Annotated in this window: 19 protein-coding genes; 11 read left to right on the top strand and 8 right to left on the bottom strand. The window is 58.4% G+C overall.

The features are described from left to right. The first annotated feature begins 35 nt into the window (after nucleotides 1–35). The 8 genes from LVD12_RS08130 (at nucleotide 36) to LVD12_RS08165 (ending at nucleotide 9,046) form a co-directional block, all read left to right on the top strand. On the top strand, nucleotides 36–2,144 hold the full coding sequence (locus tag LVD12_RS08130) for a M3 family metallopeptidase (RefSeq protein ID WP_237067205.1): 2,109 nt from the start codon (nucleotides 36–38) through the stop codon (nucleotides 2,142–2,144). A 228-nt stretch (nucleotides 2,145–2,372) separates the two neighbouring features. Continuing rightward, nucleotides 2,373–2,606, top strand: a complete 234-nt coding sequence (locus LVD12_RS08135; RefSeq protein ID WP_237067206.1) for a DUF2789 domain-containing protein — start codon at nucleotides 2,373–2,375, stop codon at nucleotides 2,604–2,606. 137 nt (nucleotides 2,607–2,743) lie between these two features. Further along, nucleotides 2,744–4,045, top strand: a complete 1,302-nt coding sequence (locus LVD12_RS08140; protein WP_237067207.1) for a lipopolysaccharide biosynthesis protein — start codon at nucleotides 2,744–2,746, stop codon at nucleotides 4,043–4,045. A gap of 91 nt (nucleotides 4,046–4,136) precedes the next feature. Next, nucleotides 4,137–5,102, top strand: a complete 966-nt coding sequence (lpxL, locus tag LVD12_RS08145; protein ID WP_237067208.1) for an LpxL/LpxP family Kdo(2)-lipid IV(A) lauroyl/palmitoleoyl acyltransferase — start codon at nucleotides 4,137–4,139, stop codon at nucleotides 5,100–5,102. Between the two features lie 139 nt (nucleotides 5,103–5,241). After that, a complete protein-coding gene (gene dapA / locus LVD12_RS08150) occupies nucleotides 5,242–6,117 on the top strand; it encodes a 4-hydroxy-tetrahydrodipicolinate synthase (RefSeq protein ID WP_237067209.1) in 876 nt (291 codons plus the stop codon). Between the two features lie 58 nt (nucleotides 6,118–6,175). Continuing rightward, nucleotides 6,176–7,351: an NlpB/DapX family lipoprotein gene (locus LVD12_RS08155; RefSeq protein WP_237067210.1), complete on the top strand. Its 1,176-nt coding sequence runs from the start codon at nucleotides 6,176–6,178 to the stop codon at nucleotides 7,349–7,351. After that, entirely contained in the window at nucleotides 7,351–8,124 is a 774-nt protein-coding gene (locus tag LVD12_RS08160; RefSeq protein WP_237067211.1) for an MBL fold metallo-hydrolase, read from the top strand. Before LVD12_RS08155 ends, LVD12_RS08160 begins: the two co-directional genes overlap by 1 nt. A gap of 100 nt (nucleotides 8,125–8,224) precedes the next feature. After that, nucleotides 8,225–9,046 (top strand): sulfite exporter TauE/SafE family protein, encoded by an 822-nt coding sequence (locus LVD12_RS08165; protein ID WP_237067212.1) that lies wholly within the window; start codon nucleotides 8,225–8,227, stop codon nucleotides 9,044–9,046. Between the two features lie 202 nt (nucleotides 9,047–9,248). Here the strand turns inward: LVD12_RS08165 and LVD12_RS08170 are convergent, their stop codons facing one another. Next, entirely contained in the window at nucleotides 9,249–10,787 is a 1,539-nt protein-coding gene (locus LVD12_RS08170; RefSeq protein ID WP_237067213.1) for a peptide MFS transporter, read from the bottom strand. Nucleotides 10,788–11,063: 276 nt separating this feature from the next. Between LVD12_RS08170 and LVD12_RS08175 the strand changes: the two genes are divergently transcribed. Next, nucleotides 11,064–12,305 carry a tetratricopeptide repeat protein gene (locus LVD12_RS08175; RefSeq protein WP_237067214.1) on the top strand — a complete coding sequence of 414 codons (1,242 nt, stop codon included), beginning with the start codon at nucleotides 11,064–11,066 and terminating at the stop codon, nucleotides 12,303–12,305. Between the two features lie 74 nt (nucleotides 12,306–12,379). On the opposite strand, the gene LVD12_RS08180 is transcribed toward LVD12_RS08175, so the two are convergent. The 3 genes from LVD12_RS08180 to LVD12_RS08190 form a co-directional block, all read right to left on the bottom strand. Then, nucleotides 12,380–13,216 (bottom strand): hypothetical protein, encoded by an 837-nt coding sequence (locus tag LVD12_RS08180; protein ID WP_237067215.1) that lies wholly within the window; start codon nucleotides 13,214–13,216, stop codon nucleotides 12,380–12,382. A 129-nt stretch (nucleotides 13,217–13,345) separates the two neighbouring features. After that, the gene (locus LVD12_RS08185) at nucleotides 13,346–15,997 is read right to left on the bottom strand and encodes a TonB-dependent receptor plug domain-containing protein (protein ID WP_237067216.1); all 2,652 of its coding nucleotides are present in this window, start codon (nucleotides 15,995–15,997) and stop codon (nucleotides 13,346–13,348) included. 474 nt (nucleotides 15,998–16,471) lie between these two features. Further along, on the bottom strand, nucleotides 16,472–17,056 hold the full coding sequence (locus LVD12_RS08190) for a MarC family protein (protein WP_237067217.1): 585 nt from the start codon (nucleotides 17,054–17,056) through the stop codon (nucleotides 16,472–16,474). Nucleotides 17,057–17,311: 255 nt separating this feature from the next. Here LVD12_RS08190 and LVD12_RS08195 point away from each other — a divergent pair, with 255 nt between their 5' ends. After that, the gene (locus LVD12_RS08195; protein WP_237067218.1) at nucleotides 17,312–18,487 is read left to right on the top strand and encodes an aspartyl/asparaginyl beta-hydroxylase domain-containing protein; all 1,176 of its coding nucleotides are present in this window, start codon (nucleotides 17,312–17,314) and stop codon (nucleotides 18,485–18,487) included. A gap of 56 nt (nucleotides 18,488–18,543) precedes the next feature. Here LVD12_RS08195 and LVD12_RS08200 read toward each other — a convergent pair whose 3' ends face one another. Next, nucleotides 18,544–19,242 carry a 2OG-Fe(II) oxygenase family protein gene (locus tag LVD12_RS08200; protein WP_237067219.1) on the bottom strand — a complete coding sequence of 233 codons (699 nt, stop codon included), beginning with the start codon at nucleotides 19,240–19,242 and terminating at the stop codon, nucleotides 18,544–18,546. A 4-nt stretch (nucleotides 19,243–19,246) separates the two neighbouring features. Then, the gene (locus LVD12_RS08205) at nucleotides 19,247–21,178 is read right to left on the bottom strand and encodes a tetratricopeptide repeat-containing sulfotransferase family protein (RefSeq protein ID WP_237067220.1); all 1,932 of its coding nucleotides are present in this window, start codon (nucleotides 21,176–21,178) and stop codon (nucleotides 19,247–19,249) included. Nucleotides 21,179–21,305: 127 nt separating this feature from the next. Between LVD12_RS08205 and LVD12_RS08210 the strand changes: the two genes are divergently transcribed. Beyond that, nucleotides 21,306–22,028, top strand: a complete 723-nt coding sequence (locus LVD12_RS08210; RefSeq protein WP_237067221.1) for a 2OG-Fe(II) oxygenase — start codon at nucleotides 21,306–21,308, stop codon at nucleotides 22,026–22,028. A gap of 45 nt (nucleotides 22,029–22,073) precedes the next feature. Here the strand turns inward: LVD12_RS08210 and LVD12_RS08215 are convergent, their stop codons facing one another. Both LVD12_RS08215 and LVD12_RS08220 read right to left on the bottom strand, forming a co-directional pair. Next, on the bottom strand, nucleotides 22,074–23,897 hold the full coding sequence (locus LVD12_RS08215) for a 2OG-Fe(II) oxygenase family protein (RefSeq protein ID WP_237067484.1): 1,824 nt from the start codon (nucleotides 23,895–23,897) through the stop codon (nucleotides 22,074–22,076). Between the two features lie 85 nt (nucleotides 23,898–23,982). Next, on the bottom strand, nucleotides 23,983–26,808 hold the full coding sequence (locus tag LVD12_RS08220; RefSeq protein WP_237067222.1) for a TonB-dependent receptor domain-containing protein: 2,826 nt from the start codon (nucleotides 26,806–26,808) through the stop codon (nucleotides 23,983–23,985). Nucleotides 26,809–26,966: the final 158 nt, after the last annotated feature.

A 26,966-nucleotide genomic window follows, 5' to 3' on the forward strand; every position in this document is an offset into this window, starting at 1 on the left:
CAGATAACAAGGATAACAACCCAGGAGGGAATACCATGTTCTCCAGATTGAACCGAGTCATTCCGATAGTGGCCCTGTCACTAGGTCTGCTGTTGTCTGTCGGCTGTAGCCGGGAGGATGCCAGGGGGCCAGCGACAACCGCTGAGAGCGAAGTTACTGCTTCCACTTTGCAGTCTTCGTCACCATTTCCCTACGCCAGCATCACCGCCGAGCAGCTTCAATCACATTGCAGCCAGGCAGAAGAAGGGCTGCGGTCCAGCCTGGAAAAGCTGGAGAACATGGATGGTCCTTATACCGAGGAAGGATTCCTCGACCAGTGGAATACCTTTGAAATACGGCTGACGGATGAATATAGCCGGGCCAGTACCCTTTCGCAGCTGCATCCTGATGGCGACCTGCGGACCACGGCGGAGAAATGTGTTGTCGCTTTCAATGCGCTGGTGACTGACGCGCAGATGTCGCGCCCCCTGTATGAGCGCTTCTTGCGTGTCAGCGAGCAGGAGCTGGCCGCTGACAGTCGCCACTACGTGGAGGGGTACCTGCAGGATTTCCGCCTGAATGGTGTCGACAAGGATGAAGCGATCCGTGCACGGTTGAAACAGTTGAACGAGGAGATACTGGAAGCGGGACAAACCTTCGGGCGCAATATCCGAGAGGATGTGCGTTCCGTTCAGGTGGCGCCTGAGCGGCTGGCGGGACTACCGGAAGACTTCCTCGCGTCGCATCCACCGGGAGAGGATGGCATGGTGACCATCACCACCCGCTATCCGGACTTCGGCCCCGTAATGAAGTACGCACAGGACGACGCACTCAGGCGCGAGCTTATGCTGGCCTTTCACAACCGTGCCTACCCGGACAACAAGCCAGTACTGAAGGAACTGCTGCGCTTGCGGCGGCAGCGAGCTGAGTTGCTGGGCTTCGACAATTTTGTTGACCTCAATACTGCCGACAAGATGGCGGGCAACAGTGAGACGGTTGCCGAATTCCTCGACTTGCTCGGTGAGCAGGTGCGCGACGGTGCCGGACGCGAATACCAGCGCCTGCTGACTCAGCTGCGCCAGCAGCAACCGGGGGCCGAGCAGGTGCATCCCTGGCAGGGGAGCTACCTGATGGAAAAGGTACGCCAGCGTGAGTACCAGCTGGATGCGCAGCAACTGCGGCAGTATTTCGCCTATGGCCGCGTGCGTGATGGGATTTTCCAGCTGGTGAGTGACTTGTTTGCGGTGGAGTTCAAACCATGGGATACCCCGGTCTGGCACTCCAGTGTCGAGGCCTACGAAATGTGGTCCGGTGACCAGTTGGTGGGGCGTTTCTTCCTGGACATGCATCCCCGTGAGGGCAAGTACCAGCATGCCGCGGCCTTCCCAATCCAGGTCGGCGTGCGTGGCCAGCAGCCGCCAATCATGGCGCTGGGCTGTAATTTCCCCGGCGAGGGGGACCCCGGCGCGCTGATGGAATTCCAACAAGTGGAGACATTCCTGCATGAGTTCGGTCACCTGATCCATGGCATGTTCGCCGGGCACCAGCGCTGGGCAGGGCTGTCAGGCATCAGTACCGAGCGGGATTTTGTCGAGGCGCCTTCTCAGATGCTGGAAGAGTGGGTCTGGGATTACCAGACTCTGCAATCCTTCGCCGTCAACAGTGAGGGCGAGGTGTTGCCTGATGCGCTTTACGAGCGCATGGTGGCGGCGAGGGACTTCGGGCTGCCGTTGGATACATCGCGCCAGCTGGTTTACGCGGCACTGTCATACAAGTTGTACGAGGAGGACCCGGAAGCGTTTGACCTGGACGAGCGGTCCAAGGCTATCGAGCGGGAATATTCGGTGGTGCCGCCGATGGACGATACACATATGTACGCCAGTTTTGGACACCTAACAGGTTACGCTTCCAACTACTACACCTACCAATGGTCATTGGCTATCGCCGCGGATATGTTCAGCCGCTTCGAGCGTGAAGGCATGCGTAACCCAATCGTGGCAGCAGAGTACCGGGACAAAGTACTGTCGGCAGGTGGGTCTAGGCCCGCACGGGACCTGGTGCATGACTTCCTGGGGCGGGATTACTCGCTGGATGCTTATGTCGCGCGCCTGCAGCAGGCCAGTGGCAACGAAACAGGGAATCAGTCAATGCGAGCTGAACTCTAAATCGTCTCCACAGAGTCGGCCGGGGCGAGCCCCCGGCCATTTGCTCCCGATGCTGCTGTGAGCGGCCCCCTTGAAATTGCCATGCAGACCTTCCATATCTGACGGTGAAGGCCCCCCAGTGCAGCGCCCATCGGCTTGACCGGCAGGGCGCTATACTGGGAGGACTTTCCTGTGTGGCGCAGGGGGCACAAAAGGTGCACCCGTACCCCCGGACAAGACGGAGTGACAATGGATACTTCAACCCATCACACCCTGAATGACCTGTTCGCGCAGTTGGGTCTCGCTTCAGAGGACGCTGCCATCGACGAATTCATCGCCCGCCATCACCTGGCCGGCGACCAGAAGCTGGCCAAGGCGCCATTCTGGTCGGACGGGCAGCGCGAGTTTCTGAAGGAAGCGATCCAGGATGACTCGGACTGGTGTGAGGTGGTCGACGAGCTCGACACGCTGTTGCGTCACTAATGCCCGATTACCCGCTCCCCGGATTGTGAATCCATTCCACCGGTAACGCCGGCCTGCTCGGGGCAAGGTCCTGAGTAGGCTCAGGTGTCTTGTCTTGCGGTTATCAGGCCGCCACCGACGACAGCGAAGTGTCAGGCATGGCAGATGCTGAACGCGAGCGGCAAGAACATCTGGCCGAGGTCGGGTGCCTCGCTGCGGTCGGTGTTATCGGCCAGTTCCTGACATTTGCTGTCACGGTCCTCCTCGCCCGGAGCCTCTCGGTTGAGGGCTTCGAAACCTACGTGGTTGCGGCCGCCATCTACCTTCTGCTGCTCGCCGTGGCGGCACAGGGGCTGGACAAATATGCCCTGAGGCTGATGCCGGGCAAGTTCGAGTGCGGCCAGTGGCAGCTCGCCGCCGATCTGTTCCGCTTTGGTGTCGTGCGTATCCTCGCCGGGGCTCTGATCGTGGGCGCCCTGGCGGCACTCTGGGCGCGGGAGATCCGTGAGTTTCCCGCGGACACCCTGCTGGCCGTTTACCTTGGGTGCCTGTTCCTGCCCGTGGGTGTGCTGGTGAATTTCCTCGCCGCCGTCCTCAGCGCCACCGGTGATTGTGTGCGGGCCGCCTTTGCGACCCTGCTGCTGGTGCCTCTGGTGGCTCTGGTCCTGATAGTACTGGTGGCGGTAGCGCCGCTGCCGCTGACCAGCACCTCAGCCATTGCCTGCTGGGCTGGGGGGTGGCTGGTGGCGCTGGTCGTACTCGGTTGCTGGGTCCATCGCGCCTGGTCCGGGTCGCGACAGGGCTGCCGCTCCACGGAGCCAAAGCCCTCATGGCGCCGGGCATCGCTGCCATTCTGGGTCTATCGCCTGGCCATGGGGGTGGTGGCGCAGAGTGGCGTGGTGATGCTGGACTGGTTACAGCCTTCTGCGACGGCAACCGGCGCCTATGCTGCGGCGCTATCCATGGCCAGTGTGGCGGCGATCCTCGCAGTGGCGACCAACCGCAAATATGCCCGGGAGCTGTCGGTGCTGATGGAGCGCGGTGACTACCGGGCTCTGGATCGCTACCGACGCGTACGGCTGCAGTGGCTGGTGCCAACCCTGGCGCTGTTTTTGGCCGTCGTGTTCCTGTTTGCCGACCCGCTGATGGAACTGTTCCGGCCCGAGTTTGCCACGGAGGGCGGCGTCGCCTTTCGTCTGCTCTCGGTCACCATCGCTGCCACCGTGCTGTTCGGCCTGGCTCCTACCTATTTGAAATACCGCGGGCACAATCTGCTGACCTTCAGCACCCTGGTGATTTGTGCGCTGCTGCAGCTGGTGCTGTTGTGGTGGCTGGTACCCCGCTTTGAAGCCACCGGAGCCGCCATCGCTTACATGCTGTCGATGCTGCTGATGTATGGCTTCCTGGCAGTGCTCGCACACTATGACCTGGAGGGCTTGAGGCGCGATCATCCTCGGTGAGGTTAGTATTCGCCGCCACGCCAACGGCGGGCATTTATCCGCTATAATGCGCCGCTTTCTCACACTCTGGCGGCAACCGTTCCCCTGAATTATGGAAAAACCGCATTTCCGCGCGGCGCTGTTGCACCCGCGCTACTGGCCGACCTGGCTCCTCTTTGGTCTCTGGTACCTAGCGGCGCAGCTGCCCTATCGCTGGCAGCTGGCGATAGGCCGTGGCCTGGGCCGGCTCATGCTGCGCCTGGCGACCAGCCGGCGGATAATCGCCGAGCGCAATCTGGCACTGTGTTTTCCGGAAAAGAGTGATGGGGAACGGGATGCCCTGTTGCGCCGCAATTTCGAGTCCAACGGTATCGCGCTGATGGAAACCGGTATGGCCTGGTTCCGCTCAGGCCGCTGGTTGCGCAAACGCTTTACCATCGAGGGGCTGGAGCACCTGCAGGGGCCGGCAGAGCGCGGCCAGGGGGTGGTGCTGCTGGCCATGCACTTCACCACCCTGGAGATCGGCGCCCAGTTCATGTCCCTGAGCCACCCGGTGGATGGCATGTACCGGCCACACAAGAACCCGGTATACGACTACATGCAGCGCAAGGGGCGCGAGCGGCACGGTGCGGATTCCGAGGTGTTTCAGCGCAAAGACGTGCGCGGCATGCTACGGGCGCTGAAGCGGGGCCGGGCGGTCTGGTATGCGCCGGACCAGGATTACGGCATCAAGCAGGGCGTGTTTGCCCCCCTGTTCGGCCAGCCGGCCGCGACGGTCACCGGCACTTCCCGCTTTGCCCGGGTTGGGCGCGCGCAGGTGGTGCCCTACATCGTCACGCGCCTTGAGGGTGGGGCCGGTTATCGGGTCAAGGTTTATCCGCCCATCGAGGAAATTCCGTCCGGGGACGAACTCAAGGACGCGGTGCTGGTCAATCAGTTTGTCGAAGCGCGCATGCGGGACAACCCCGAGCAATATATGTGGGTGCACCGGCGCTTCAAGACCCGCCCGCCCGGTGAGCCGGGTGTGTATGACGGGGTGCGCAAGCGCAAGAAAAAGCGCAGGAAAGTCGCCGACTAGGCGTTGAAATGAGGCGCTGAAAACAGGTGTTGGGACACTCTGGCATCTACCCCCCGCGCTCAGTAACATACCGGTCTATTTTTGGGCAGTGATGGCAGCGGCCGCGAGCCGCAGGCTGGACCAACAGTAAGGAGTTAGGATGTTTTCCGGCAGTATGGTGGCCCTGGCTACCCCAATGTACGCAGATGGCGGCCTGGACTGGGACAGCCTGCACAACCTGGTGGAGTGGCATATCGAGCAGGGCACCAACGCCATCGTGGCGGTGGGCACTACCGGTGAGTCCGCCACGCTGGACGTGAACGAGCACCTGGAGGTGATCCGCCGGGTGGTGGACCAGGTGGCTGGCCGCATCCCGGTCATTGCCGGTACCGGCGCCAATTCCACTACGGAAGCCATCGAGCTGACCGAGACTGCCGCCAAATGCGGAGCTGATGCCTGCCTGCTGGTAACGCCTTACTACAACAAGCCCACCCAGGAAGGCTTGTTCCAGCACTACAAGACTGTGGCCAAGGCGGTAGCCATTCCCCAGATTCTCTACAACGTTCCGGGCCGCACCGCAGTGGACATGCAGCCGGAAACCGTGCGCCGCCTGTCGGCAATCGGCAATATTGTCGGGATCAAGGAGGCTACGGGCGACCTGGAGCGCGCCCGCGAGCTGATCCAGACACTGCCCGAGGGCTTTGCCGTCTATTCCGGCGACGATGCCACTGCGCTGGAGCTGATGCTCGCTGGTGGACACGGCAATATCAGTGTGACGGCCAATGTGGCACCAGCGGCGGTGGCGCAGATGTGCGCCGCAGCGCTGCGGGGTGACGCGGAAACCGCCCGGGCCATCGACCAGCGGATCCAGATACTGCACAAAGTGCTGTTTGTGGAGTCCAACCCGATACCGGTAAAGTGGGCGCTGCGGGAGATGGGGCACATCGACGGTGGCATACGCCTGCCGCTGACCAGCCTGTCTCCGGAGCATCACGCAACCGTGCGCGAGGCCCTGCGCTCCGCCGGGGTACTCTGACCACCGCCGCCCGCCGCCGGCGGTGTCGCCAACAAGAATTGGATTTAGGAAAGCAATAATGACAAGACTGACTGCTGGAGCCGCACTCTGTATCGCCGGCCTGACCCTGAGCGGTTGCGGCGTGTTTGGCGACAATGGCTATTTCCGTGACCGCGGAGACGATTACCAGCTGGCCAACAGCCTGCCGCCGCTGCGTATGCCGGAGGGTGTGGAAGCCAAGAGCCAGGAAGAACTCTACGAGATCCCGCAGGTGGGCAGTGCCGAGCTGGAGCGCGGTGACTTCGAAGTGCCGCGCCCGCAGGCGCTGGCGGTGAACGCCGGCCTGGAGCGGGTGAAGATCCAGAAGCTGGGCAACCGCCGCTGGGTACTGGTATCCCAGCCCCCCGAGGAGGTCTGGCCGCAGCTGCACTACTTCCTGCGCACTTCCGGCCTGCAGCTGGAGCGCTCTGACGCCTCTGCCGGCGTCATGGAAACCACCTGGCTGCAGTTCAAGGACTCGCCGGAAACCAAAGACAAGTACCGCCTGCGGGTGGAATCCGGTGTGCAGCCGGACACCACCGAGATCCACGTGCGCCACCTGTCTGCGCCCGCCGAGATGCCGGCCAGTGCTGCCGTTACCTGGCCGGAGATGTCTACCAGCCCCGAGCGTGAGGGCTGGATGATCGACGAAATGTCCACCGCGCTGGCTGCCGATGTGACTGGCGCAGCAGCCTCCCTGGTAGCCCAGGCTATCGGTGGTGGCTCAGTCAAGGTACAGCTGAAAGAGCCCGCTGGTCGCGAGCCCTATATCACCATGGCACTCAGCCGCGACCGCGCCTGGGCAACGGTCGCCCACGCTGTGAATGCCGGTGCCTACCGGATGCACGAGGAAGACGCTGAAGTTGGCATCTTCTATGTCACCTACGACGAAAACCGGGAGCTGGCCGAAGACGAGGACGGCGGCTGGTTCTCCTGGGGCGGCAAAGCGCAGGACGACCTGGCCGAGAAAGCGGAGCAGGTGACCATGCAGCAGGTCATCGCCAACATCCAGGTCAAGGAGGGCGCCGAGCCGGCCCTGTTCGCGAATCTGCAGGGTGCTGGCAGTGGCCCGGGCGCAGATATTCCCGGCTACCTGGTGGTGGTGCGCAGCACCCCGGATCAGGTCGAGGTCCGCATTCGCAACACCAGGGGCCAGCCCCTGTCCCGGGCAAAAGCCTCTGAACTGCTGATGGCAATCCAACAGAACCTGATCTGATGACGCTCAGGTTCGCGTCACTGGGCAGCGGCAGTAAAGGCAACGGCACCCTGGTCGCCAGCGGCGACCATTGCCTGCTGGTGGATTGCGGCTTCACGATCAGGGAAACCGAGCGGCGCATGGCGCGGCTCGGCCTGTCTCCTGCCGATCTCTCGGCGATCCTCGTCACCCACGAACACAGCGACCACCTGTCCGGTGTGGCGCCACTGGCGCGCAAGTACGGGCTGCCGGTTTACCTGACGCCAGGAACCCTGCGCGCCCGGGACATCGGCAAGTTGCCCAGTGTGCACCTGATCGAGGGGCACCAGCCCTTTTCCGTGGCGGATATTCAGGTCACGCCGGTGGCGGTGCCCCACGATGCGCGCGAGGCGGCCCAGTTCGTATTTCGCAGCCGCGGTACCAGTCTCGGCCTGCTGACCGACCTGGGTACGGTCACGCCCCATGTGGAGAACCACTTTGCCGGCTGTGATGGCCTGGTGCTGGAGGCGAACCACGACCCGCAGATGCTGGCGCAGGGGCCCTATCCGCCCTCACTCAAGCGCCGGGTCGGCGGTGCCTACGGCCACCTCAGCAACCAGCAGGCGGCGGGCTTCCTGCAGCGGGTCGGCTCAGAGCAGCTGCAGCACCTGGTGGTGGCCCATATCAGTGAGAAGAACAATACCATCGAGCTTGCCCGTGCTGCGCTGGCGGAAGCCGCCGAGCGGGCAGCCAACTGCATCTTTGCCTGCCAGCAGGAAGGCTTCGACTGGCTCCAGTTGGAGAAGTCCGGCTGAGAGACCGGTGCAGTTCCCTTTCAGGTGAGAGAGTGGCAGGCGCGGATGCCCGACAGCACGGAGCAGAAAAAAGGCCTGCCAGGCCTTTCCCGGGGGTGACATGGAAACGCTACTGATCTATCTGTTGCTGGGCGCGGCGGCCGGCACCATTGCCGGTCTCTTCGGGGTCGGCGGGGGCCTGATCATCGTGCCGGCGCTGGTGCTGGTCTTTACCGCCCAGGGGATTGCCCCGGAAATTCTCACTCATATGGCGGTGGCCTCCTCGCTGGCGACCATCATCGTCACCTCCATCAGCTCCATCCGTACCCACCATCTCAAAGGGGCAGTGGACTGGACAATCTTCCTTGCCATGACGCCGGGCATCCTGCTCGGCTCCTGGCTGGGCGGTGTGACTGCCCACTTACTCCCCGGGGCCTGGCTGCAGTTGCTGATCGGATTCTTTGCCCTAGCCATTGCGGCCAAGATGTGGCTGGACGGCTTCCGCCGGGCGCAGTTGCCGGAAGACGGCGGCCGCATACCGGGCCGCCCGGTGCTGACGGTCGCCGGAGGGGTGATTGGCTGGGCGTCTGCCATCTTCGGAATCGGCGGTGGCTCCCTGACAGTGCCGTTCCTGAGCCGTTGCCAGGTGCAGATGCAGCGGGCGGTGGCCACCTCTGCGGCCTGCGGTTTGCCGATCGCGGTTGCTGGTGCAGTCAGTTTCGCCGTGCAGGGCTGGAATGAACCGCAGCTGCCGGCATGGAGCAGCGGCTATATCTACTGGCCGGCCTTTCTCGGTATCGTCCTCGCCAGCGCTTTCTTTGCACGCTTCGGCGCGCTGCTGGCGCACCGCCTCTCCCCGCAGATGCTGAAAAACTGCTTTGCCGGGCTGCTGTGTGTTATCGGCCTGCGGTTTATCTGGCAGAACCTGCACCTGCTCACCTGAAGCTGCTTGGCAGGCGTACGGATATCCCCGGAGGTTTTCACCCGGATGGTGGTATCCGATGCTCTCTACCGCGCACTCGGCTTCTGGTATCCATTGACATCACCTGCTGGTACCTGACAGGCACAAAAAAGGCCGCTGTTGCCAGCGGCCTTTGTAAGCGGTCCTGCAGTCAGGCGTCAGGTGACGCCCGACGGGTGGTATCTCAGACCGCCTTGGCTGGTGCCTCGGCCGGCTCTACCGGCTCTTTCTCTTCACCGTCACCGTGGGTCTCCCAGCCTTTGGATTTAAGGCTGATCAGGGCGATGACCGCACCGATGCCGATGCTGAAGATGGCGATCTGCACGTACAGGTTGGGCAGCGCAGAGATATTCTCCGGGTCGAAGTTGCCTGCCAGCAGGCCTGCAATCACATTACCGATGGAATAGGTGAGTACGAATACACCCATCATCTGGCCGGCGAAGCGGCGTGGGGACAGCTTGCTTACGGCACTCAGGGCTACCGGGCTCAGGCACAGTTCACCGACGGTGTGCAGGAAGTAAGTGGTTATCAGCCAGTAGGGCGCTACTTCAAGTCCAGCTGCCGCGGCCTGGGCGGCGAAGAACATCACGATGAAGCCGGAAGCCATGATGATCAGGCCGACGGCGCACTTCATCCCGTAAGACGGGGTGATCATGCGCTTGCCCAGGTTGATCCACAGCGCCGCAAAGAAGGGTGACAGGATGACGATGAACAGCGGATTCACGAACTGGAACCAGGACGCAGGAATCTCGAAGGCGCCGACCATACGGTCGGTGTAGTCACGGGCGAACAGGTTCAGGGAGGAGCCCGCCTGCTCGAAGCCGGACCAGAAACAGGCCGAGGCCACACAGACCAGGAACAGCGCCCACATGCGCTTCTTCTCGGTCTCCTTCAGGCCGCCACCAAAATAGATGTAACCGAAGTAGAGCAGGAAGATCGCGGTGAACGTGTAAGCCACATACTTGGCCACGGCCACCGGGTTGATGGTGATGGCTCCGGTCATGGTCAGGGCGGTGATCACCACGACCGCGGCAACGACTGCCCAGATGACGCCCCAGGCTTTCTTGGCACCTGCAGCGGTCATCGGGTGCTCCGGCTTCAGGCTTGCATCGCCCAGGTTGCCGATGGTCTTGCGGTACTGGATCAGACCGATCGCCATACCCACGGCGGCGGCGCCGAAGCCGTAGTGCCAGCCGACCTTCTCACCGAAGTAGCCACAGATAATGTAACCCGCGATAGAGCCGATATTGATGCCCATGTAATAAAGGGCATAGCCACTGTCCCGGCGCACATCGTCCGGCTGGTACAGGTGGCCCACCAGCGCACTGATATTCGGCTTCAGCAAGCCGGTACCGGTAGCCACCAGGATCAGGCCGATAAAGAAGGTGCTGTCGCTGGGGATGGCCAGCACGATATGGCCACACATAATGATGATGCCGCCGTACCAGACGGTGCGCTGGCCGCCGAGCAGGCGGTCTGCGATCCAGCCGCCGGGCAGGCCGAGGAAGTAGACCGCGCCGGTGTAGAGACCGTAGATGGCGGTGGCCGCAGCAACGGTGAAGGCGAGGCCTTCCTGCTGCAGGCTGGCGGTCATAAACAGCACGAGCAGGGCGCGCATACCGTAGTAACTCATCCGCTCCCACATTTCGGTAAAGAAGAGGGTGGAGAGCCCTTTGGGATGGCCAAAGAAGCCATCACTGTTCTGATATGTATTCGACGACATAACCTGTATTCCAGTTGTTATAGCTTTAGTCGAGCCTTTCACGCCCGGTGCAAATGACCCGTATAAGCGGATCTTTCACGCCTGGCTTGCGGAGATGTGGGAGACGCGCGGGCCGGGCCCGGCAGCTGCCACAACAAGACCCTGGAGTGTAACAGCTGCGTTATTGGCAGGCGAATCGTTACAAATGAAACGGGGCGATTTGTCGCAGGCGGGTTCACAGCGGCGGGGATTAGTGGTAAATCCTGAATATAAATATCTTTGCAGGGGAATATAACGATGAAAACCCCGGTTACCTCGGTCATACCTGCGTTCCTGGTCTCGCTGCTGGCCGCTCTCATCCTCAGCGGCTGCACCACGCTGCCGGCTCAGGAGGCCCCGGCAGATGTTCACGGGTTGTTGTCCGGAACCGCCATCCTCGGCGAGCCCGTCGATCCGGCAGCCCTGCCCGACGAACAACTGCTGTCCCTGACCCCGGAGATGCGCGCTCTACTGGCCCGCGTGGCGCCCGGGCGCAGCCCGGACGCACGCCTCGCTGCCCTGATCCGTGCTTTCGATGAGCAGTCTTTCCATGTGAGCTACGAAGCGGACGCGACCCTCACCGCAGCCGACACCTTTCACCAGCAGCGCGGCAACTGTCTGGCCTTTACCCTGATGATGGTGGCCATGACGCGGGAACTGGGTGCGGATGCCTATTTCAACGAGGTGGACGTTCCGCCGGTCTGGAGCAGTGAGCAGGAACAGACTTTCGTGGTCTACCGCCATATCAATATGGTTTCCCAGGGCCGGCGCGGGCGGCGGGTGGTGGACTTCAACCTGGAGGCTTACGACCCCCTCTACGACCAGCGCCGGCTCGACGACCGGGAGGCGTTTGCGCAGTTCTACAGCAATCGCGGGGTAGAGCTGATGCAGCAGGGGGATGCCGCGCAGGCATTTCTGCACCTGCGCAAGGCCATCGACCTGAAACCCGGTTCCGCCGACCTGTGGGCCAACCTCGGTGCCCTGTATAGCCGTGCGGGTCACCGTGAGCTGGCTGAATCCAGTTACCAACAGGCCCTGGCGCTGAATGGTGGCCATCTGGTTTCCATCAGCAATCTCGAACGCCTGTATCGGGCCGAGGGTTACACCAAGCTCGCGGACATTTATGCTGCCCGCGTTCATTATCATCGTGAACGCAATCCGTATTTTCTGTATGAAGAGGCCCGTACCGCCTATGAGTCTGGGGATTATAAAACTGCACAAAAACGGCTGAGTCGCGCATTGCGGTTGTATGAGGATGATCACCGTTTTCACTTTTTGATGGGATTGACGTCGCTGCGGCTAGGGAGAGTTAAAAGTACCCGAGAGCACCTGACCCAGGCTTTTTTGTTAGCTGAAAGCCCGAGTGTTGAGAATGTCTATGCGCGAAAACTAAAGGCTATTTCGGAAGGAGAGTTGCAGCTCGAATTTCGTGAGACCCATGACAGGAATTTACCTAGAGTGCAGGGAGTGCTCGAGCTGGACTATCCGAGAAGCTTCTAGCATTTTGCAGTTGTTTGCAAAGGCAGCAGTCGGCGCAACACAGAGACGGGTAACCCGGTTGGGCGAGCACCTTTTCACCAGAGTTGCTCTACCGCTGGAAAACCCCTTTTCACGTTGAGTTCCTGCAACAAGATTGTGAAAACTTCTTCACCAGAGATGCGGTCGAGCTCTGATGTCAACGCCGCGATATTGTGATCCCGCAGCCGACAGCAGTGAACGTATTCCGCCAGCACCTGCCGCAGCGACGAGCCATTTTCCCTCAGCTGCCGATCCACTTGCAGAAAATACACGGCGCCGCCCCAGTACATGGTGGGGTATTCCGAGTTCGCGCGCAGTCGCAGCGCAGCCTCGGCAAAGGGACGGTCGTCATAGCTATACCGCCGCGCAGCGCGCTCCACGCGTACCCGATAGCGAGCTTCAGCCTGTGCTTCGGTCAGGACACCCATCTGCTGCATGATCTGAAACTGCATAAAACTGGCAAAGCCCTCCGCAAACCAGGCGTGCTGTCGGCCGAGATAGGGAATCAACAGGTGGCTGAGCTCGTGGGGCGCGGTCCAGTCATCGAGAAATGCCTGCAGCGGGTAATCCGGATCGACATGGAAATTCACTCCCTGGATGCGATCGCGGCGGGTATTGGCCCAGGGCACCGGTTCCCGCCGGCTCTCGCGTCGGTAGAAAAAGATATGCAGGTCGAAGGGGAAGGGTGCCACGTGCTCTTCCACGGCCGCTGTGGTCTCGCTGACCCAGCGAATGAGCTTTTCTCTCTCCGTCGCCGTAAAAGAATCCTCCCAGTGCCATACGATCTCCGCCCGCACCGGCAGGGCGGCCAGGGAGAGGAGCAGATACCAGATTAGTCGTATACACGCGCCGCTGGTTCGACGGGACTGGTCCCTGGATCGGCTGGTGAACATGGGATGCCTCCACGGTAGTGGTTGCTCACCCACACAAATTAGCGGAATCCAACGGGCAGATACACCGGAAACAAAAAAGGGGCGCCAGTGGCGCCCCTTCCCGGTCAGCTTCGTTCGAAGCACCGTCGCTTAGAACTGGTAAGAGAAACCAGCCCAGGCGTAACGGCCTTTGAAGTCGTAGCTGCTGTTCCAGTCGCCGTAACCGGAAGTGTCTTCCGGCTCTTCGTCTGTCACATTGTCGATACCAGCGGACAGGCGCATGGCATCGCTTACGTCCCAACCTGCCTTCAGGTTCAGGTAGGTCATGGCGTCGACCGGCTTGTAGGCGCTCTCGCCGTCGCTCAGGTACTGAACTTCAGCACCGGCTTCCCAGTCGTTGCCGTACCACATGGCGCTGGCCAGGCCGCGCCAGTCTACGTACAGGCCACCGGTGGTGCCGACGTAATTGACGTAGTCAGACTCGGTGCCGGACTGCTCGTTGTACTCCATGTACTCCAGCAGGTGGGTGGCCTGGGCACGCAGGGCCAGCTGGCCGGCGTCGAAGTAGAAGTTCTTGGTTACGTCCATATCGATACCGCGGGTGTCGATCTGGCCGATGTTCATCTTCGCACCTTCCAGCTTGACGATCTGGTTGCCGGCACCACGGTTCACGAACTGACATGCACTGGCATCACCGTCACGGAAGCAGTCATCCAGGATGCGCTGCAGATCCGGGGAGGTGATGGCGTCTTCGACCTGGATGTCGAAGTAATCGAGGGTGATGGACAGGTCTTCAACGAAGACCGGGGTCCACACCACGCCAGCGGTGAAGGTCTTGGCCTCTTCCGGCTGCAGGTCTTCGTTGCCGCCGATGTTGGTCGGAACCTGGTTGCCCGCCTGGGTGAAGCCCGGGTTTACCATGTCACAGTTAGCGCCCTGACCCTGGGTGTTGGACGCACTGGTGTCACACGGGTCGATCAGGAATTCATAGCTCTGTGCAGAGCCGCTGAACAGTTCATAGATGCCCGGAGCACGGAAGGCAGTGGACAGGCTGGTGCGGAAACGCAGGTCTTCGATTGGTGCATAAACCAGGCCCAGCTTGCCAGTGCTCTGACCACCGAAGGTGCTGAAGTCGGAGTAACGTACAGCCACGTCTGCAGACAGCTCTTCAGCGAACCTGGCGCCTTCGAGGATCGGCAGGTTGAATTCCGCGAACACCTCGGCCACGTCGTATTCACCACCGGTAGCGTCCTGCTGGTTGCCGAAAGTCTCACCGCTCTGGGTCTCGGGGCTCGGGTTGAACTCACCGGATTCCTCGCGGTATTCGATACCGGTCGCGAAGCCCAGTGCGCCGCCCTGGAACTGGATGGACTCGATGTCGCCGGACAGGGAAGCGCCCAGGTTCACCAGCTCATATTCGTTGTCTTCCAGGTCATCGTACTTGAAGTACTCGATGATCTCCGGGCTCATGCCACCGGCAAACTGGTAGTCCAGACCGGCTTCGCCACTGAAGATCTCGTCCAGGCGGGTCTTGTTGTAGGAGTTGGAAGTGGAGTTCTCACCTTCGTTGCGGCCGTAGCTCGCAAAGGTGTCCCAGCTCCAGCCGTTGGCCAGATCACCACGCAGGCCACCGGCAAAACGGAAGGTATCGGTAGTCTGCTCGTAGTCACGGGTGCCGCCGTCAACCGGGGGCACACGGAAATCGTTGAAACCGGCTACCCAGCTGTCACCGGGGAACGGATTGACAGAATCTTCCGGATCACTGCCCGCGGCAACCCAGGCATCGTAGGCTTCCTGCCACCTGGCCTGCAGTTCGCTCTGGATCTCTGCCGGCAGATGCTGCTCGGGGTTCAGGGCAAAGCCATTACCGGAGTACATCGGCTGTGCAGCCAGTTGCTGATTGGTGGTCTTGTTGGTGTAGCTGAACTCACCGAATGCCTCGACCGCGTCGGTCAGGGAGTAGGTTCCGGACAGGTTGAAGCTGGTGCGTTCCATCGCGCCGGACAGCCACATGAACTGGCCAATGTCATAAGCGGCGTAGGGGTTCAGGGAAACGCCATCCTCGCCTACGGCGAAGTTGCCATAGTTGGTGAGGATGTTGCCGTTCGGCGCCATGGAGCTGAACAGGCCAGCCCATTCGCGATCGTTGTAGGTGATCTCGTCGCGAACGCTGTGCGTCACGTTACCGATGAAGTTGCCGCGGGCGCCTTCATTACCGAAGGTGAAAGACACCTCACCATTCTCGCCGCCACCTTCAGTGGTAGCACCGGTGCGGGCGTTGACACGCAGGCCTTCGAAAGAATCCTTCATCACCACGTTGATAACACCGGCGACAGCGTCGGAGCCGTAAACGGCGGATGCGCCGTCAGTCAGGACTTCGATACGGTCGATCATGTCTACCGGGATATTGTTCATATCCACAGCAGAGCTGACGCCAGAGGCGGAGGAAACAAAACGACGACCATTGACCAGCACCAGGGTGCGGGCGGAGCCGAGGTTGCGCAGGTCAACGAATGACAGGCCCTGGCCACCATTGTTGTCGTTGGCGTTGATACCGGTGGTACCCATGGACGGCAGGTCGTTCAGCAGTTCGTCGATGGTGCCTACACCGGAGCGCTGGATAGCCTCGGAATCGACGACGGTGATGGGGCCAGTGGTGGACAGCGGATCCCGGGCAATGCGGGAGCCGGTTACGATCACTTCTTCAACGGCCGGACCGGGTACAGCGTCCTGGGCCACCACGCCGGTAGCGGCGATGGTACCGAGAGCGGCAATGGCTACGCTCAGCTTGGTCTTAATCATATTGCATCCTTCTTATGTACTTTGGGGGTACTAAATAATGCGTTTATCGTTGTGCAGCATTTTTAGCGCAGCGTGACTTTATTGCATTGAATATGATTAGTGAACTTTCATGACATTTCTGTATCTTGTCCCTTGCTAAGGTTTTGGGTGAAAGTTGAGCATGTTGAATAGGGCTTAGCCGGCACGACTTTTTTTCTGTCACAGGCAAGTCTGAAAAATGGTGACAGAATTGTTCTTCAAAAGAATTTTTGCGGATGGGTATTTCTTTTTTGCGAGTTTGTTTCGATTCGTCGCGAAGATCAGAAACTGAACAGTTTGTGACAGGACTGGAACTGGTCGGCCGGTTATTTATTGATCGATGGCCTCAGGGCCACACAAAAAACCTGCACCACACCAGGAAGCGGGCACTCACAGAGGTGCCGGCGCCAGTACGTTGATTGAGGAATTGTGCTGGAGAGCCGCTGACCACGCCGCTCAGGCGAGGCTCTCCTTGACCCCGTCGAGGAAAAGCTGGACAGACAGCATGACCAGCACCATGCCCATCAGGCGCTCTACGGCAATCAAACCGCGGTTGCCCAGCAGGCGTGCAAGTGGGGCAGACATCAGCAGGATCACAGCAGAGACGCCCCAGGCGCCAAGCAGGGCGAGTGTCCAGTCGAGCAGGCGCTCTCCCTCGCTGTTGGTCATCAGCATCAGGATCGCCATGGTCGAGGGCCCCGCCACCAGCGGCACCGCCAATGGCACGAAAAACGGTTCACCCTCGACCCGCTCGCCCATGATGCCACCGGGAATAGGAAAAACCATGCGGATTGCGATCAGGAACAGAATGATGGCCCCGGCTATGCGGATGGCTTCCTGAGAGAGGCCCAACCAGGCAAGCAGGAATCGCCCGCCGTAGAGGAAGACCAGCAACACGATCAGTGCGAAGACCAGCTCCCGCATGATGACGTAGAGCTGGCGGCGTTGCGGGACGTTTTTGAGAGCCGCGAGGAACACAGGGATGTTGCCCAGAGGGTCCATGACGAACAAAAGCGTTAGAAATGCGGTAAAAAAGTCCATAGGCTTCCAGCCGGAGAGAATGCTCTGATCGTAATAGATGGTAGATCGCGTAGACTGCGAGTGGGCGCATTACAGCGCCATCATGTCAGGAGGAAGTCACTCCTCTCCATTCCTGTCCAAGCGACAGGGCCGGAATAATAGGGGTGAAATGTGACGGGGCACTGCAAAAGGTCAATGGTACAATCAAGGGCTGGGGGCGACCTGGCCAAAACTCCTGATGCCCCTCTTATCATGCTGAAAGACAGGTGGTTTGCGATGAATGTCGATGAGCTGGACAGGCTGATCAGAGAGAGTATTGCAAAAGGACGTTACACAGAGGCATTAGAACACCTCAGGAAGTTGTCCAAATACCAGCCGCAAATAGGGAAAACTCAGTTTCGGCTGGCGGTAATGGAGGAGGCCTTCGGAGAGGCCTCCGAGGCGTGGAAGGCGTATCGAAATGCAATTAAATGCTCCCCCCAAGACGCGTATTACTATCTCTATGCCGGTTATTTCCAGCAGTCCCGTGGTCAGGATCAGTCAGCCCTAGCCATCTACTCCCTGGCATCGGAGCTTGATGACAGCGTCTTTTATGCATGGAAGGATGATTCCCTCGATCGTGATTCCCGCAGGCGTTCCCTCGAAGCAGCTAAGTTTATGCGCAATAAGCTGACTGAGATGCATTTAGAATGCGTGGATAAGGTTCCTGGAGCTGCCAGGGCCCGCAAGGCTGTCTGGAGCAGAACGCATAACGAGCGATTTTCGTTTCCAGAAGGACAGCAGCCCCAGCTTTTTTATGTACCTGACCTCCCGAGTCAGCCCTTCTTTGATTTGAAAAATATGGATTGGGTGGTTGGGCTTGAAGCCCGCTTCTCAGCAATTAAAAATGAGTATGTGGAAGTGGTGAGGCGGGGTAGCCTGGCTGGGCGCCCCTACATAGCAGGGAATTCCGATTTACATGGGCAATTCCGCGAGCTGTCAAATTCTCAGCAGTGGACCGCTTTCGACGTATTCCGGGATGGTGTCCCTGATTATCAGGCCCAGCATGCATTTCCAGAAACGATGGACGCCTTGAAAAATATCCCGCTTTATGACCTGGATGGTTCACCTTATGAGGTGTTTTTTTCCGTGTTGGGGCCAAATAGTAAAATACCGCCGCATTACGGCCTATCGAATCACTGCTTGACAGTTCACTTACCTCTGATTGTGCCGGGTGAAGGAGCTCTCACTGTCAGCAATCAGGCGCGCCCTTGGCAAGAGGGTAAAACAATGATTTTTGACGATACATTTATGCACTCTGCTGAAAATCAGGCTGGAGCAGATCGGGTCGTCTTAATTTTTTCAGTATGGCATCCCGACCTGGCTCCTCCAGAAAGAGAGGCGATCCGCAAAACAATTCTTGCGCGCCAGAAATGGCTCGAGCTAAGACATGAGCGGGCTCAACTGAAATGAAGATGCTGTCTCAGGCCAATTCACTACCGATTTGCGATGTTATATGTCGAAGCTTTCTATGCATGGTCGTGAAACCAGCCGCTGATTGCCAGACGGGCCCGTGGCGCGAATGGCGCTACGCAAGTTACTGAATGTACGTGCTTGACATCGAAAAGGCATAAACTGTTGAAAAGTGGTGACCAGGAGTCACGCGTTTCACCACTATCGTGGAAGAATTGCAACAAGCCGCCCCAGTCCGGATGCCAGCCCTCGGTAAGGTTGAGCACAAAAGCAATTTTTCGTTTTTCGCTAGTGACATCATCCCTGTGACGCGTTAGGAAATCGCCTGGTGCAAAGGCTGTAAGTTGTGCGGAGGGTGCTCCCAGCGTCGGAATGCCGGATATTTTTCGTACTAATTTAAGGGTTTCATCGCTGGAGAGCCATTGATAAATCTCTCCCAAGGCATCTTTTGTCCCTGAATTGATGCCATGCCGACCATACCAGAAGCCGACCCCGCGCGTGGCCAAGCTGTAGACATTACGCACCAACTGCTGCCGCTGTGCCAGTGGGAGGGAAGAGAACTCCTCCCGGGACAATTCCCGATATTCGCCGTCCGCAATGTGCGCTTGCCGAAAACGGGCGTTGCCTGTAATCGCCTGGACCATCTCAGCTGCGGAGGCGGCTGTGAGAAATTCATGTACGCGGCAACGGGAGTCCCGCCGGTATTCTTCCGCCCAGCAGGAGGGATCTAATTCTGTACTGATTTGATAAGACATTGCCTTAGCTACCCCCCCCTGTGTTTGCATTGCCGTCCGTGCATGATTTGTCGGCCCAGGTTTCCAGATCATGCAGGAGATCGGTTGCTACTTTCCTGTATTGCTCCCACTTGTCCGCTTCGCTCTTTCTGATTGGTTTTCGCACTTGAAGTTCACTGAAAGTGAAGGTCTGCGGGGAGTCTGTTCGGGCCTCGAGATATTTGTCTTCCCATGGATAGCCCAAAAATTCGAAGAGCTGTCGGGCGTAATCGGTGGGAGCATCGAGGAAGCGGTCAAAGTCCAGGTTGTAGGTCTGGTTCGGAAAGACTTCGGACCAGTAATCCATCAGTGCATTGCAGTGGTAGTAAAAGTGCGCGAGATCTCCAGGATTACATGCGTAGCTGTGCCCTTCTGGAAACGGCTTGGCATAGATTGACATGCATACATTAAAGGGGGCGCGTCGTAACTGTACGATTCTGGCTTGGGGGAACATCGAAAGGATCATGCCTACATATAGGAAGTTATGTGGCATCTTATCTGCGAGATCTCTTCCTTCGACTCCGGCGCCAGCGCGCCGGAGGTATTCCGCAGCCAGCTGATTCCAGTCATCCTCTTTAAGCTGATGAGCGAATTTCTCCGGCATTTGTCCCAGGCGTTGCTGCAGTTGGGCGTAGACAAAGGGTAGCGCTTCACTTTCCCCGAGGCATTGCAACTCACCGGAAGCTTCCAACAGGCGGTGGATTACCGTCGTTCCGGAGCGGGGCATACCGACAATGAAAACAGGCCTGTGCGAGTCAGTGGATACCTTTGGTGACAAACGTCCGGTAAATACTTGTCGGGCGGTATGCAGCAGCTCTTCCATTGTTTGTCTGTTGTAAAGGGCTCCAGAGTCCCTTAGCAATGTCGACTTGGTTTGGTTTGCAGCCCGTATATAACCATATGCTGTCGTGATATCACCGACTTTGGCGTGGAGCCCGGCCAGCGCAAACTGGGCCAGCTCAAGATCGTGTGGTGGTAAAGCCGCACCTGCGATTACCTGCGTCAGCCTGTCAATCAGGTGAGCATCGACGGACGCCGCCTCCGTTAGCTCGGCGACAATGCTCCATGCGGTGCCTGAGGCAGCGCTCAGCGCAAGGGTGGCGTGCGCCCGTTCTAGCGCCTTGGTATAGTCACCGGCCAGCCTTGCAATCTTCGCCTCCAGCAGACGAGATTCAGCGCTGTCCTCTCCGAGTGCCAGGGCTTTCTCAAGTAGTCTCTGGCTGTCCGTTACATTATGACTCATCAGTTGTAGGTCCGAAAATTTCACAAAATCGGCGGCGCTAGGATCGATCAGCTCCATATAGCGGCTGTAAGCTTCGATTGCAGTTTTGAATTCTCGGAACTTAGCGGCGACCAGGGAGAGTTCCCTGGCGATGGTGGGGTTATCCGGGATGCTGGCAAATAGTTTGCGGTATATGGGAAGAGCTTTACCAATCTGCCCCAGGCGGAAATATGATAATCCAAGATGGTAAAAACTCTGAGCATCCATTGGCTCTACCCGTAACAGGGTCTGTACCACTTGTTCAAAAGCGCCAAGAGCAACAAGCTCGCTGGCAATAAACTTGAGCTGCTCCTGGTCGATCTCAGTGGCCTTCACTAACTGTGAGTAGAGTTCAACAGGGACTTTGGTTTGCCCCTCAAGCCGGATGATGTGGGCAGCCAGTATCCGTGCTGAGAGGAGGTCTGGGATTTCCTCCAGCAATTCGTCGATGAGATGCTTGGCCGCTGAGGCCTTACCCTGGCGAAGATAGAGTTCCGCCAGGAGTTGCCTGGTCTCAATAGCCTCAGACCGCTCGACCCCCGCTGCGGGAAAGCTGTCCTCCAGTTTGAGCCTGGATTCCAGGATCTCGCAGGCGAGAGAAACATCGCCATTACGCAAGGCCGTCTTGACTGCAGGACTAGGGGCGGGTTTATTCATGTTGATGGGGCTTCTCTGATAATATTGGCCGTTGGTTATGACTCTGTTATTACTGGAGAAATCCGTTCTCAGTTGTTGAGCTTATTTGGACTTTAGTTTCGAAAGGTCCCACGCTGCGGGGTTGGCAATGTACCACATTTCAAAAGCTCTGGATATTGAGCGATACCGCTCTGCCTTTTCTGCTGACGGTTTTGTTCAAGTGCCTGATTTCTTGCAGGGACAATCTGCCGATGCGCTGCATGCTTTACTAATGTCGCAGGCTGAATGGAACCTGGCATTCAATCACGGTGGCAAGCATGTGGATCTTAGTTACCGGGATTACTCAGGCTGGACGGAACAGCAGAAAGCTACTCTTGCGGAAGTGGTGTGGTCGCAGGCCAGGGCAGGTTTTCAGTATTTCTACAAGACAATCCCTATTTACGATATCTACACGCAGAACCTGTTGCCTGGAAATGAGCTCAACATGGTTTACGAGCTGGTGAACAGTGAAGCTTTCCTTGGTGCGATGAGAGAGCTTGTAGGAGATGACAGTATTGCTTTCGCTGACGTCCAGGCTACGAGCTTTGAGAGCGGCCACTTTCTCAAGGAGCATGACGATAACGTCCCGGGGAAAAACCGTGTAGCAGCCTATGTGCTAAACCTGACCAGGGACTGGCAACCTGACTGGGGAGGCTTTTTTCACATCTTTAATGGCGAATGGCAGGTCGACAAGAGTCTGGTGCCAACGTTCAACGCTATTAATGTCTTCAAGGTCCCGAGAAAGCACTCGGTTGCCTATGTAAGTCCCTTTGCCGGCAGTAGCCGTCTCTCTATAACCGGGTGGTTACGAAAGGGGGCCCCGGGGTCCTGAGTTGGTTGCAGAATCAGGGATCTGCGAGCCAGCTCAGTTCGTTGGTCAGTCTTGCCTCGGCACCACATCGAATGGAGCTGTAATACGTTCTTGCATCTCAGTTTCCGCTAGAGGAACTGTGCCATGCCAAGTGAATGAGGGGAAAAGTACCAACATTCCAGGCTTGGGCGTCACAGACTTTTCGATAGCATCGCTGTCACCAAGCTCATAGGGTGACTGGCCAAAATAAATATCTCCACCTTGGGGCGAATCACTTTCAATGCTACCAGGCACTGCAGCATAGAAAGCAGAGCTGATCCAGCCCTGTGGATGTACATGGCTTACGTGATGGCCTCCACTCTTCAGTAGTACCGACCAAGAGCCGGAAAAACGGAAATTGTCGGACCTCCGGCCAAGTAGTGGATGGTTGGTTTCCTCAGGCATTTCAGCAATGTATTCGCTAATCACCTCTTTAAGGCTTACGCCAAGTGCCTGAATCACTGGGTCACGCTTGTAAAGCAGTCTCCCCGGCGTCTGAATGCCGGCACGGACAGACTGGTTGAGCGGTTGTGACTTCAGATTGTGCAGTCTCAGCAGCGTCGACCTTAGTTCCGCCAGGAATTCAGATTGGGAGCCGAAACCCGGGGGCGTGGGGATCTGGTACGGGCGGATAAATGCATTGTCTTTTGTTAGCCATCGATACCGCTCGTCTGCCAGCATTTTCCAGCAGGTACCGAGAAGGGCCCATAATAACTGGTCCTCAGGAGCTTGTTGAAGGTATTCGGCAATCTCCGTCTCACAACGGTCAAATTGTCCTGTGCGAATCAGTGAAATGAAGAACTGTTTTGCAACACTCAGCTCTGGATAGCTTGTGTAAGCTCGTTCATACAGCGGCTGCGCTTTCTTCGTGCCATCGAGTGCTTCGGTCACCCGGGCACGGAGAAAGATGATGCGTGGGTCGGAGGAGTCTTTCCAGTTGGCTTCCAGTTGGTTAGCGGCTTCCTCGGGGCGGTCAGCGGACAAAAGATCCTCTACCTGTGCAATAGCCACTTTAACGTCAGACCGTTGCGGTGAAGGAATATTCAGGTAGCTCTGACCGAAGTCTGCTGCCTTTCCCTGCTGCCAGTAGATTTCGTTCAGCGTGCGATGTCCCTCGAGATACAGGGGATGACTGGCCAGCAGTTTCGACAGGCACTTTTCTGCACGCTGGTAGTGGCCCAGATTGAGTAGCGTCAGGGCCAGGGAATACTGAATTTCGGCGGAGTCTGGGCGTAGAGCCAGTGCCTGCTCAAGTAGCGGTAAGGCCTCGTCATTCCGCTCCAGTTCAGAAAGGGCCTGTGCTTTACCATAGATCGCGGTAACATGCCCTGGCTTAACCGACAAAGCCTTTTCGAAACACTCTAGAGCTTCTTCGGGGCGATCAGTCTTTCGGTAAATGTTACCGATCAGTGTCAACGTCGAGGGATTGCCAGGTGAGAGGCGCTGGGCTCTCGTGGCATGCTTTAGAGCAGCTTTATACTCTGTCAGGCTATATTCGAGGATAGCCAAATTGCGCCAGCCATCCTGAAAGCTGGGCGCAACTTCAATAGAGCTCTGGTAGTGCGTCCGAGCCTGTTCAATTTCACCGATGCTTTTCAGAAAGTTGGCATAACTGTTGTGGATTTCCGGTTGCTGAAAGTTGATTTCCAGAGCCCGGGTGAAACTGCTTTTGGCCTGTTGCTGATTTCCCTGTGAGGCATAAGCAAGGCCGAGCAGGTGCAGCACATTGACGTCAGCCTGGTTGTGGGTCGCAAGCTGCTGCAGGTAAGGGAGGGCGCGGACAGACTGTCCGCTGGTAATCAGGCGATAAAGCTGATTTAGCGTCTGCGGGGTCGGTTGAAGCTTTTTCATCTCTTGCAACTATTTATCCCTGCGGGAAAAAGAAACGGCGAGCAGAGCTCGCCGTTTCCATACCTCAGCTAGTTACAGGTTCAACTTAGTCGAACTTGTAGCTCGCGCTCAGGAAGTAGCGAGGACCCAGCAAGTCGTAAGTCGACGGGAAGGTATTCGCCTGCTCTTGGGCATCGCCGAGCGGAGTCGGTTCGGTGTCCAGAGCATTCTTGATGCCGACGTTCAGGTCCAGGTTCTCGGTCATGGCATAACCAACGCTCAGATCCAGATAGGTTTCTGCATCCAGGGTCGGTACGACCAGGTCAGAAGAAGCTACACCGTTGTTGGCGATGACGTCGTCGTCAGTCTCACCCAGGTAGCGCACCAGCGCAGACAGGGTCAGATCACCGCTGCTCCAGGTGATACGGCTGTTCCAGTTGAACTCCTGACGGGGAGAACCACAGGTATTACCGAAGCTGCCTGCGCACTCGTTGTAGCGGTCAGCCAGTTCAGCAATCGGCGTGACGTCGTAATCCAGCAGGTATGTGCTGTTGAACGCCAGGCTCAGGTAGGAGCCGCCATCGATACCGAAGTTCAGGTCAGTGCCGTAGTTGGCGTTGATGTCAACACCGCGGGTTTCGATCAGGCCGATGTTTTCGTTCAGTACTTGCACCAGGCCTACGTTACCGTCGGCGCGGCGAGAAATCGCCTGACAGAACGGAGAGTTGATGTCCTGAACTACGTTGTAGCACAGGTCCAGTACGTTGTTTACACCGCCGCCCAGTACGTCAATGGCGTCTTCGATTTCGATGTCATAGTAGTCGACAGAGATATCGAGTCCGTCCATCGGCTGGACAACCACACCAAAGGTAAAGGTGTTGGAAGTCTCTTCTTGCAGGTCAGGGTTGCCACCAAACAGGCCTTCGATCTGGCTGTTAGCCTGGGTGAAGCTGCCGGCAGTTGCGCCAGTAGCGGCACACAGAGCGGTGTCGGTATTGGAGCCAACATTGCCAGCTGCACAGGGGTCGTCAGCAGACGGGAAGCCGTTGGACTGGCCCAGGAACAGCTCGGAAACGTTCGGTGCGCGAACAGCCTGCTGGAAGCCGGCACGGATCTTCACGATATCGATCGGTGCGTAGTTCAGTGCAGTCGCATAGGAGCTAACACCACCGATGTTGGAGTAGTCGGAGTAACGGGCTGCAGCCCAGAAGTCCAAGCTTTCCACGCCAGGCTTGCCGGAAACCAGCGGTACGTTCACCTCAGAGAAAACTTCCTGAGCGTCGTAACCACCAACGGTTGCTTTACCAGCGTTGAAGCCCAGTACGTCACCTGCGGACAGGAATGAGTCCGGACGGTAAGTGGACTCGTCGTTGCGGTATTCCAGGCCAAAGACCACAGCTACGGCTTCATCAGCTGTCGGCAGGGTGGCCAGTGAACCGGATACGCTCGCGGAGAGCACTTCCTGAGTGATGCTGGTCACGTTAGTCGCGCCGACGTTTACGAAATCGACAGCTTCCTGGGAAATGTTACCCGCACCAAAGATGTTCAGGGGTACACAGCCGTTGGAGGTGTCCTGACACGCGGTGCCGGCATCGTTCACCAGGAGGGCCTGGCGGAAACGGGAAGCGGCAACGTCGTTGTTCAGCAGGTTGGTGTTTTCCAGGTTGCTGTAGCTGTAGTAGCTGTCGAAGGACCAGTCATCATTGATGTCACCGCGGAAGCCACCGAGGATACGGAAGCCGTCACGGGTATCCAGAGACTGGCGCGAGCCGTTCTCGACCATGCGGCGGCCAACGAACATCTCGTAGATGCCGTCGCCGTTGTCGGCAGCGTCGGCAGCAGCCATGGCAGCCTGGGTCGCGGCGTCAAAGAACGGGCTGTTGACGTTTACGGCAACAGTGGTGAAGGCCGGAGTCGGAGCCAGCTCCTGCGGTACTTCGTTGTGAGCGAAGGCCATCTCACCGTAGGCAGTTACCTTGTCGCTGATGTCGTAGTGCGCGAAGGAGGAAACAAGGTAGCGCTCCTGCGGCAGCTGCAGGTAGTTGTCCGGAGCGTAGTTGAAGCGGTCGTCCGGATCAACGAAGGCGCGGCCAGTGCCGTCTTGCTCGAAGGTTCCCAGGACGAATTCATCACCACTATCAGGGATGCCATCAGGATCGACGGTCGGGCCGCCGAATACGCGGGTGCCCGGGATGCCGGAGGAACCGCCCGGTACCAGCTGGCCACCGCTCTCGGTCAGAGCAACATTGGAGAAGTCGCGATCGCCTTGGTAAACGGCTTCACGGTCAGACCAGGAAGCGTAAACAGTTGCGTTACCGCGGCCGTCGGCGAAGTTGCCACCCATGGTCAGGTCGATGTTGTTCTTGGCGCCGTCACCTTCAGCGGTGACGTCGTGCAGGCTGGTGATTTGAACGCCTTCAAAGTCGTCGACCATCTGGAAGTTAACAACACCGGCCAGGGCATCGGAACCGTATACGGCAGATGCACCGCCGGTTACCACGTCAACGCTCTTGATCAGAGTGCCGGGAATGGTGTTCAGGTCGACAACGCCGGTCTGGGTAGCCGGGATGTAGCGACGACCATTGACCAGTACCACGGTGCGGTAGGAGCCCAGGCCGCGCAGGTCAACGCGCGCAGTACCGTCACCCGGGTTGTTGGAGCTCGGGCCAAAGCTGGGCAGGGTCTGCGGGAGTTCCGCCAGCTTCTGCTCAACGTTCAGGTTGCCCGAAATTTTGAATTCTTCTGCGCCGATAGAGGTTAGCGGGGTTACTGATTCCAGGTCCTTACGCTTGATACGGGAACCGGTTACGACAACCTCTTCCACCAATTGTGCGTCTTGCTGCGCAAAGGCGGGCATGGCAGGAACCATTACTGCGGCTGCGCTCAGGCTGATGACGCCCTTGACAGCTACGGACAGGAGGTTCTTTTTCATTGTAAATCCTCTCTTGATCGTTGGATTTATAGTGTGTTGCCCTTGCGGGCGATGTGTGGAAGTGGCCACCCCCAAGCGGCCGCTTCCCTCCCAACAAACGTATAACGAGCACCACAAAGGTCGCCTCAAGAAAAAAATCAAGTAAATATTCACGAAAA

It is taken from the genome of Microbulbifer guangxiensis (assembly GCF_021729075.1).
GTDB classification, from domain to species: domain Bacteria; phylum Pseudomonadota; class Gammaproteobacteria; order Pseudomonadales; family Cellvibrionaceae; genus Microbulbifer; species Microbulbifer guangxiensis.

Excerpts from the sequence above, each read along its gene's own strand:
- LVD12_RS08180 (WP_237067215.1), bottom strand. The coding sequence starts at position 13,216 with ATGTTCACCAGCCGATCCAGGGACCAGTCCCGTCGAACCAGCGGCGCG.
- lpxL (WP_237067208.1), top strand. The coding sequence starts at position 4,137 with ATGGAAAAACCGCATTTCCGCGCGGCGCTGTTGCACCCGCGCTACTGG.
- LVD12_RS08135 (WP_237067206.1), top strand. The coding sequence starts at position 2,373 with ATGGATACTTCAACCCATCACACCCTGAATGACCTGTTCGCGCAGTTG.
- dapA (WP_237067209.1), top strand. The coding sequence starts at position 5,242 with ATGTTTTCCGGCAGTATGGTGGCCCTGGCTACCCCAATGTACGCAGAT.
- LVD12_RS08160 (WP_237067211.1), top strand. The coding sequence starts at position 7,351 with ATGACGCTCAGGTTCGCGTCACTGGGCAGCGGCAGTAAAGGCAACGGC.
- LVD12_RS08195 (WP_237067218.1), top strand. The coding sequence starts at position 17,312 with ATGAATGTCGATGAGCTGGACAGGCTGATCAGAGAGAGTATTGCAAAA.
- LVD12_RS08215 (WP_237067484.1), bottom strand. The coding sequence starts at position 23,897 with ATGAAAAAGCTTCAACCGACCCCGCAGACGCTAAATCAGCTTTATCGC.
- LVD12_RS08165 (WP_237067212.1), top strand. The coding sequence starts at position 8,225 with ATGGAAACGCTACTGATCTATCTGTTGCTGGGCGCGGCGGCCGGCACC.
- LVD12_RS08190 (WP_237067217.1), bottom strand. The coding sequence starts at position 17,056 with ATGGACTTTTTTACCGCATTTCTAACGCTTTTGTTCGTCATGGACCCT.
- LVD12_RS08170 (WP_237067213.1), bottom strand. The coding sequence starts at position 10,787 with ATGTCGTCGAATACATATCAGAACAGTGATGGCTTCTTTGGCCATCCC.
- LVD12_RS08200 (WP_237067219.1), bottom strand. The coding sequence starts at position 19,242 with ATGTCTTATCAAATCAGTACAGAATTAGATCCCTCCTGCTGGGCGGAA.
- LVD12_RS08185 (WP_237067216.1), bottom strand. The coding sequence starts at position 15,997 with ATGATTAAGACCAAGCTGAGCGTAGCCATTGCCGCTCTCGGTACCATC.
- LVD12_RS08210 (WP_237067221.1), top strand. The coding sequence starts at position 21,306 with ATGTACCACATTTCAAAAGCTCTGGATATTGAGCGATACCGCTCTGCC.
- LVD12_RS08175 (WP_237067214.1), top strand. The coding sequence starts at position 11,064 with ATGAAAACCCCGGTTACCTCGGTCATACCTGCGTTCCTGGTCTCGCTG.
- LVD12_RS08130 (WP_237067205.1), top strand. The coding sequence starts at position 36 with ATGTTCTCCAGATTGAACCGAGTCATTCCGATAGTGGCCCTGTCACTA.
- LVD12_RS08140 (WP_237067207.1), top strand. The coding sequence starts at position 2,744 with ATGGCAGATGCTGAACGCGAGCGGCAAGAACATCTGGCCGAGGTCGGG.
- LVD12_RS08205 (WP_237067220.1), bottom strand. The coding sequence starts at position 21,178 with ATGAATAAACCCGCCCCTAGTCCTGCAGTCAAGACGGCCTTGCGTAAT.
- LVD12_RS08155 (WP_237067210.1), top strand. The coding sequence starts at position 6,176 with ATGACAAGACTGACTGCTGGAGCCGCACTCTGTATCGCCGGCCTGACC.
- LVD12_RS08220 (WP_237067222.1), bottom strand. The coding sequence starts at position 26,808 with ATGAAAAAGAACCTCCTGTCCGTAGCTGTCAAGGGCGTCATCAGCCTG.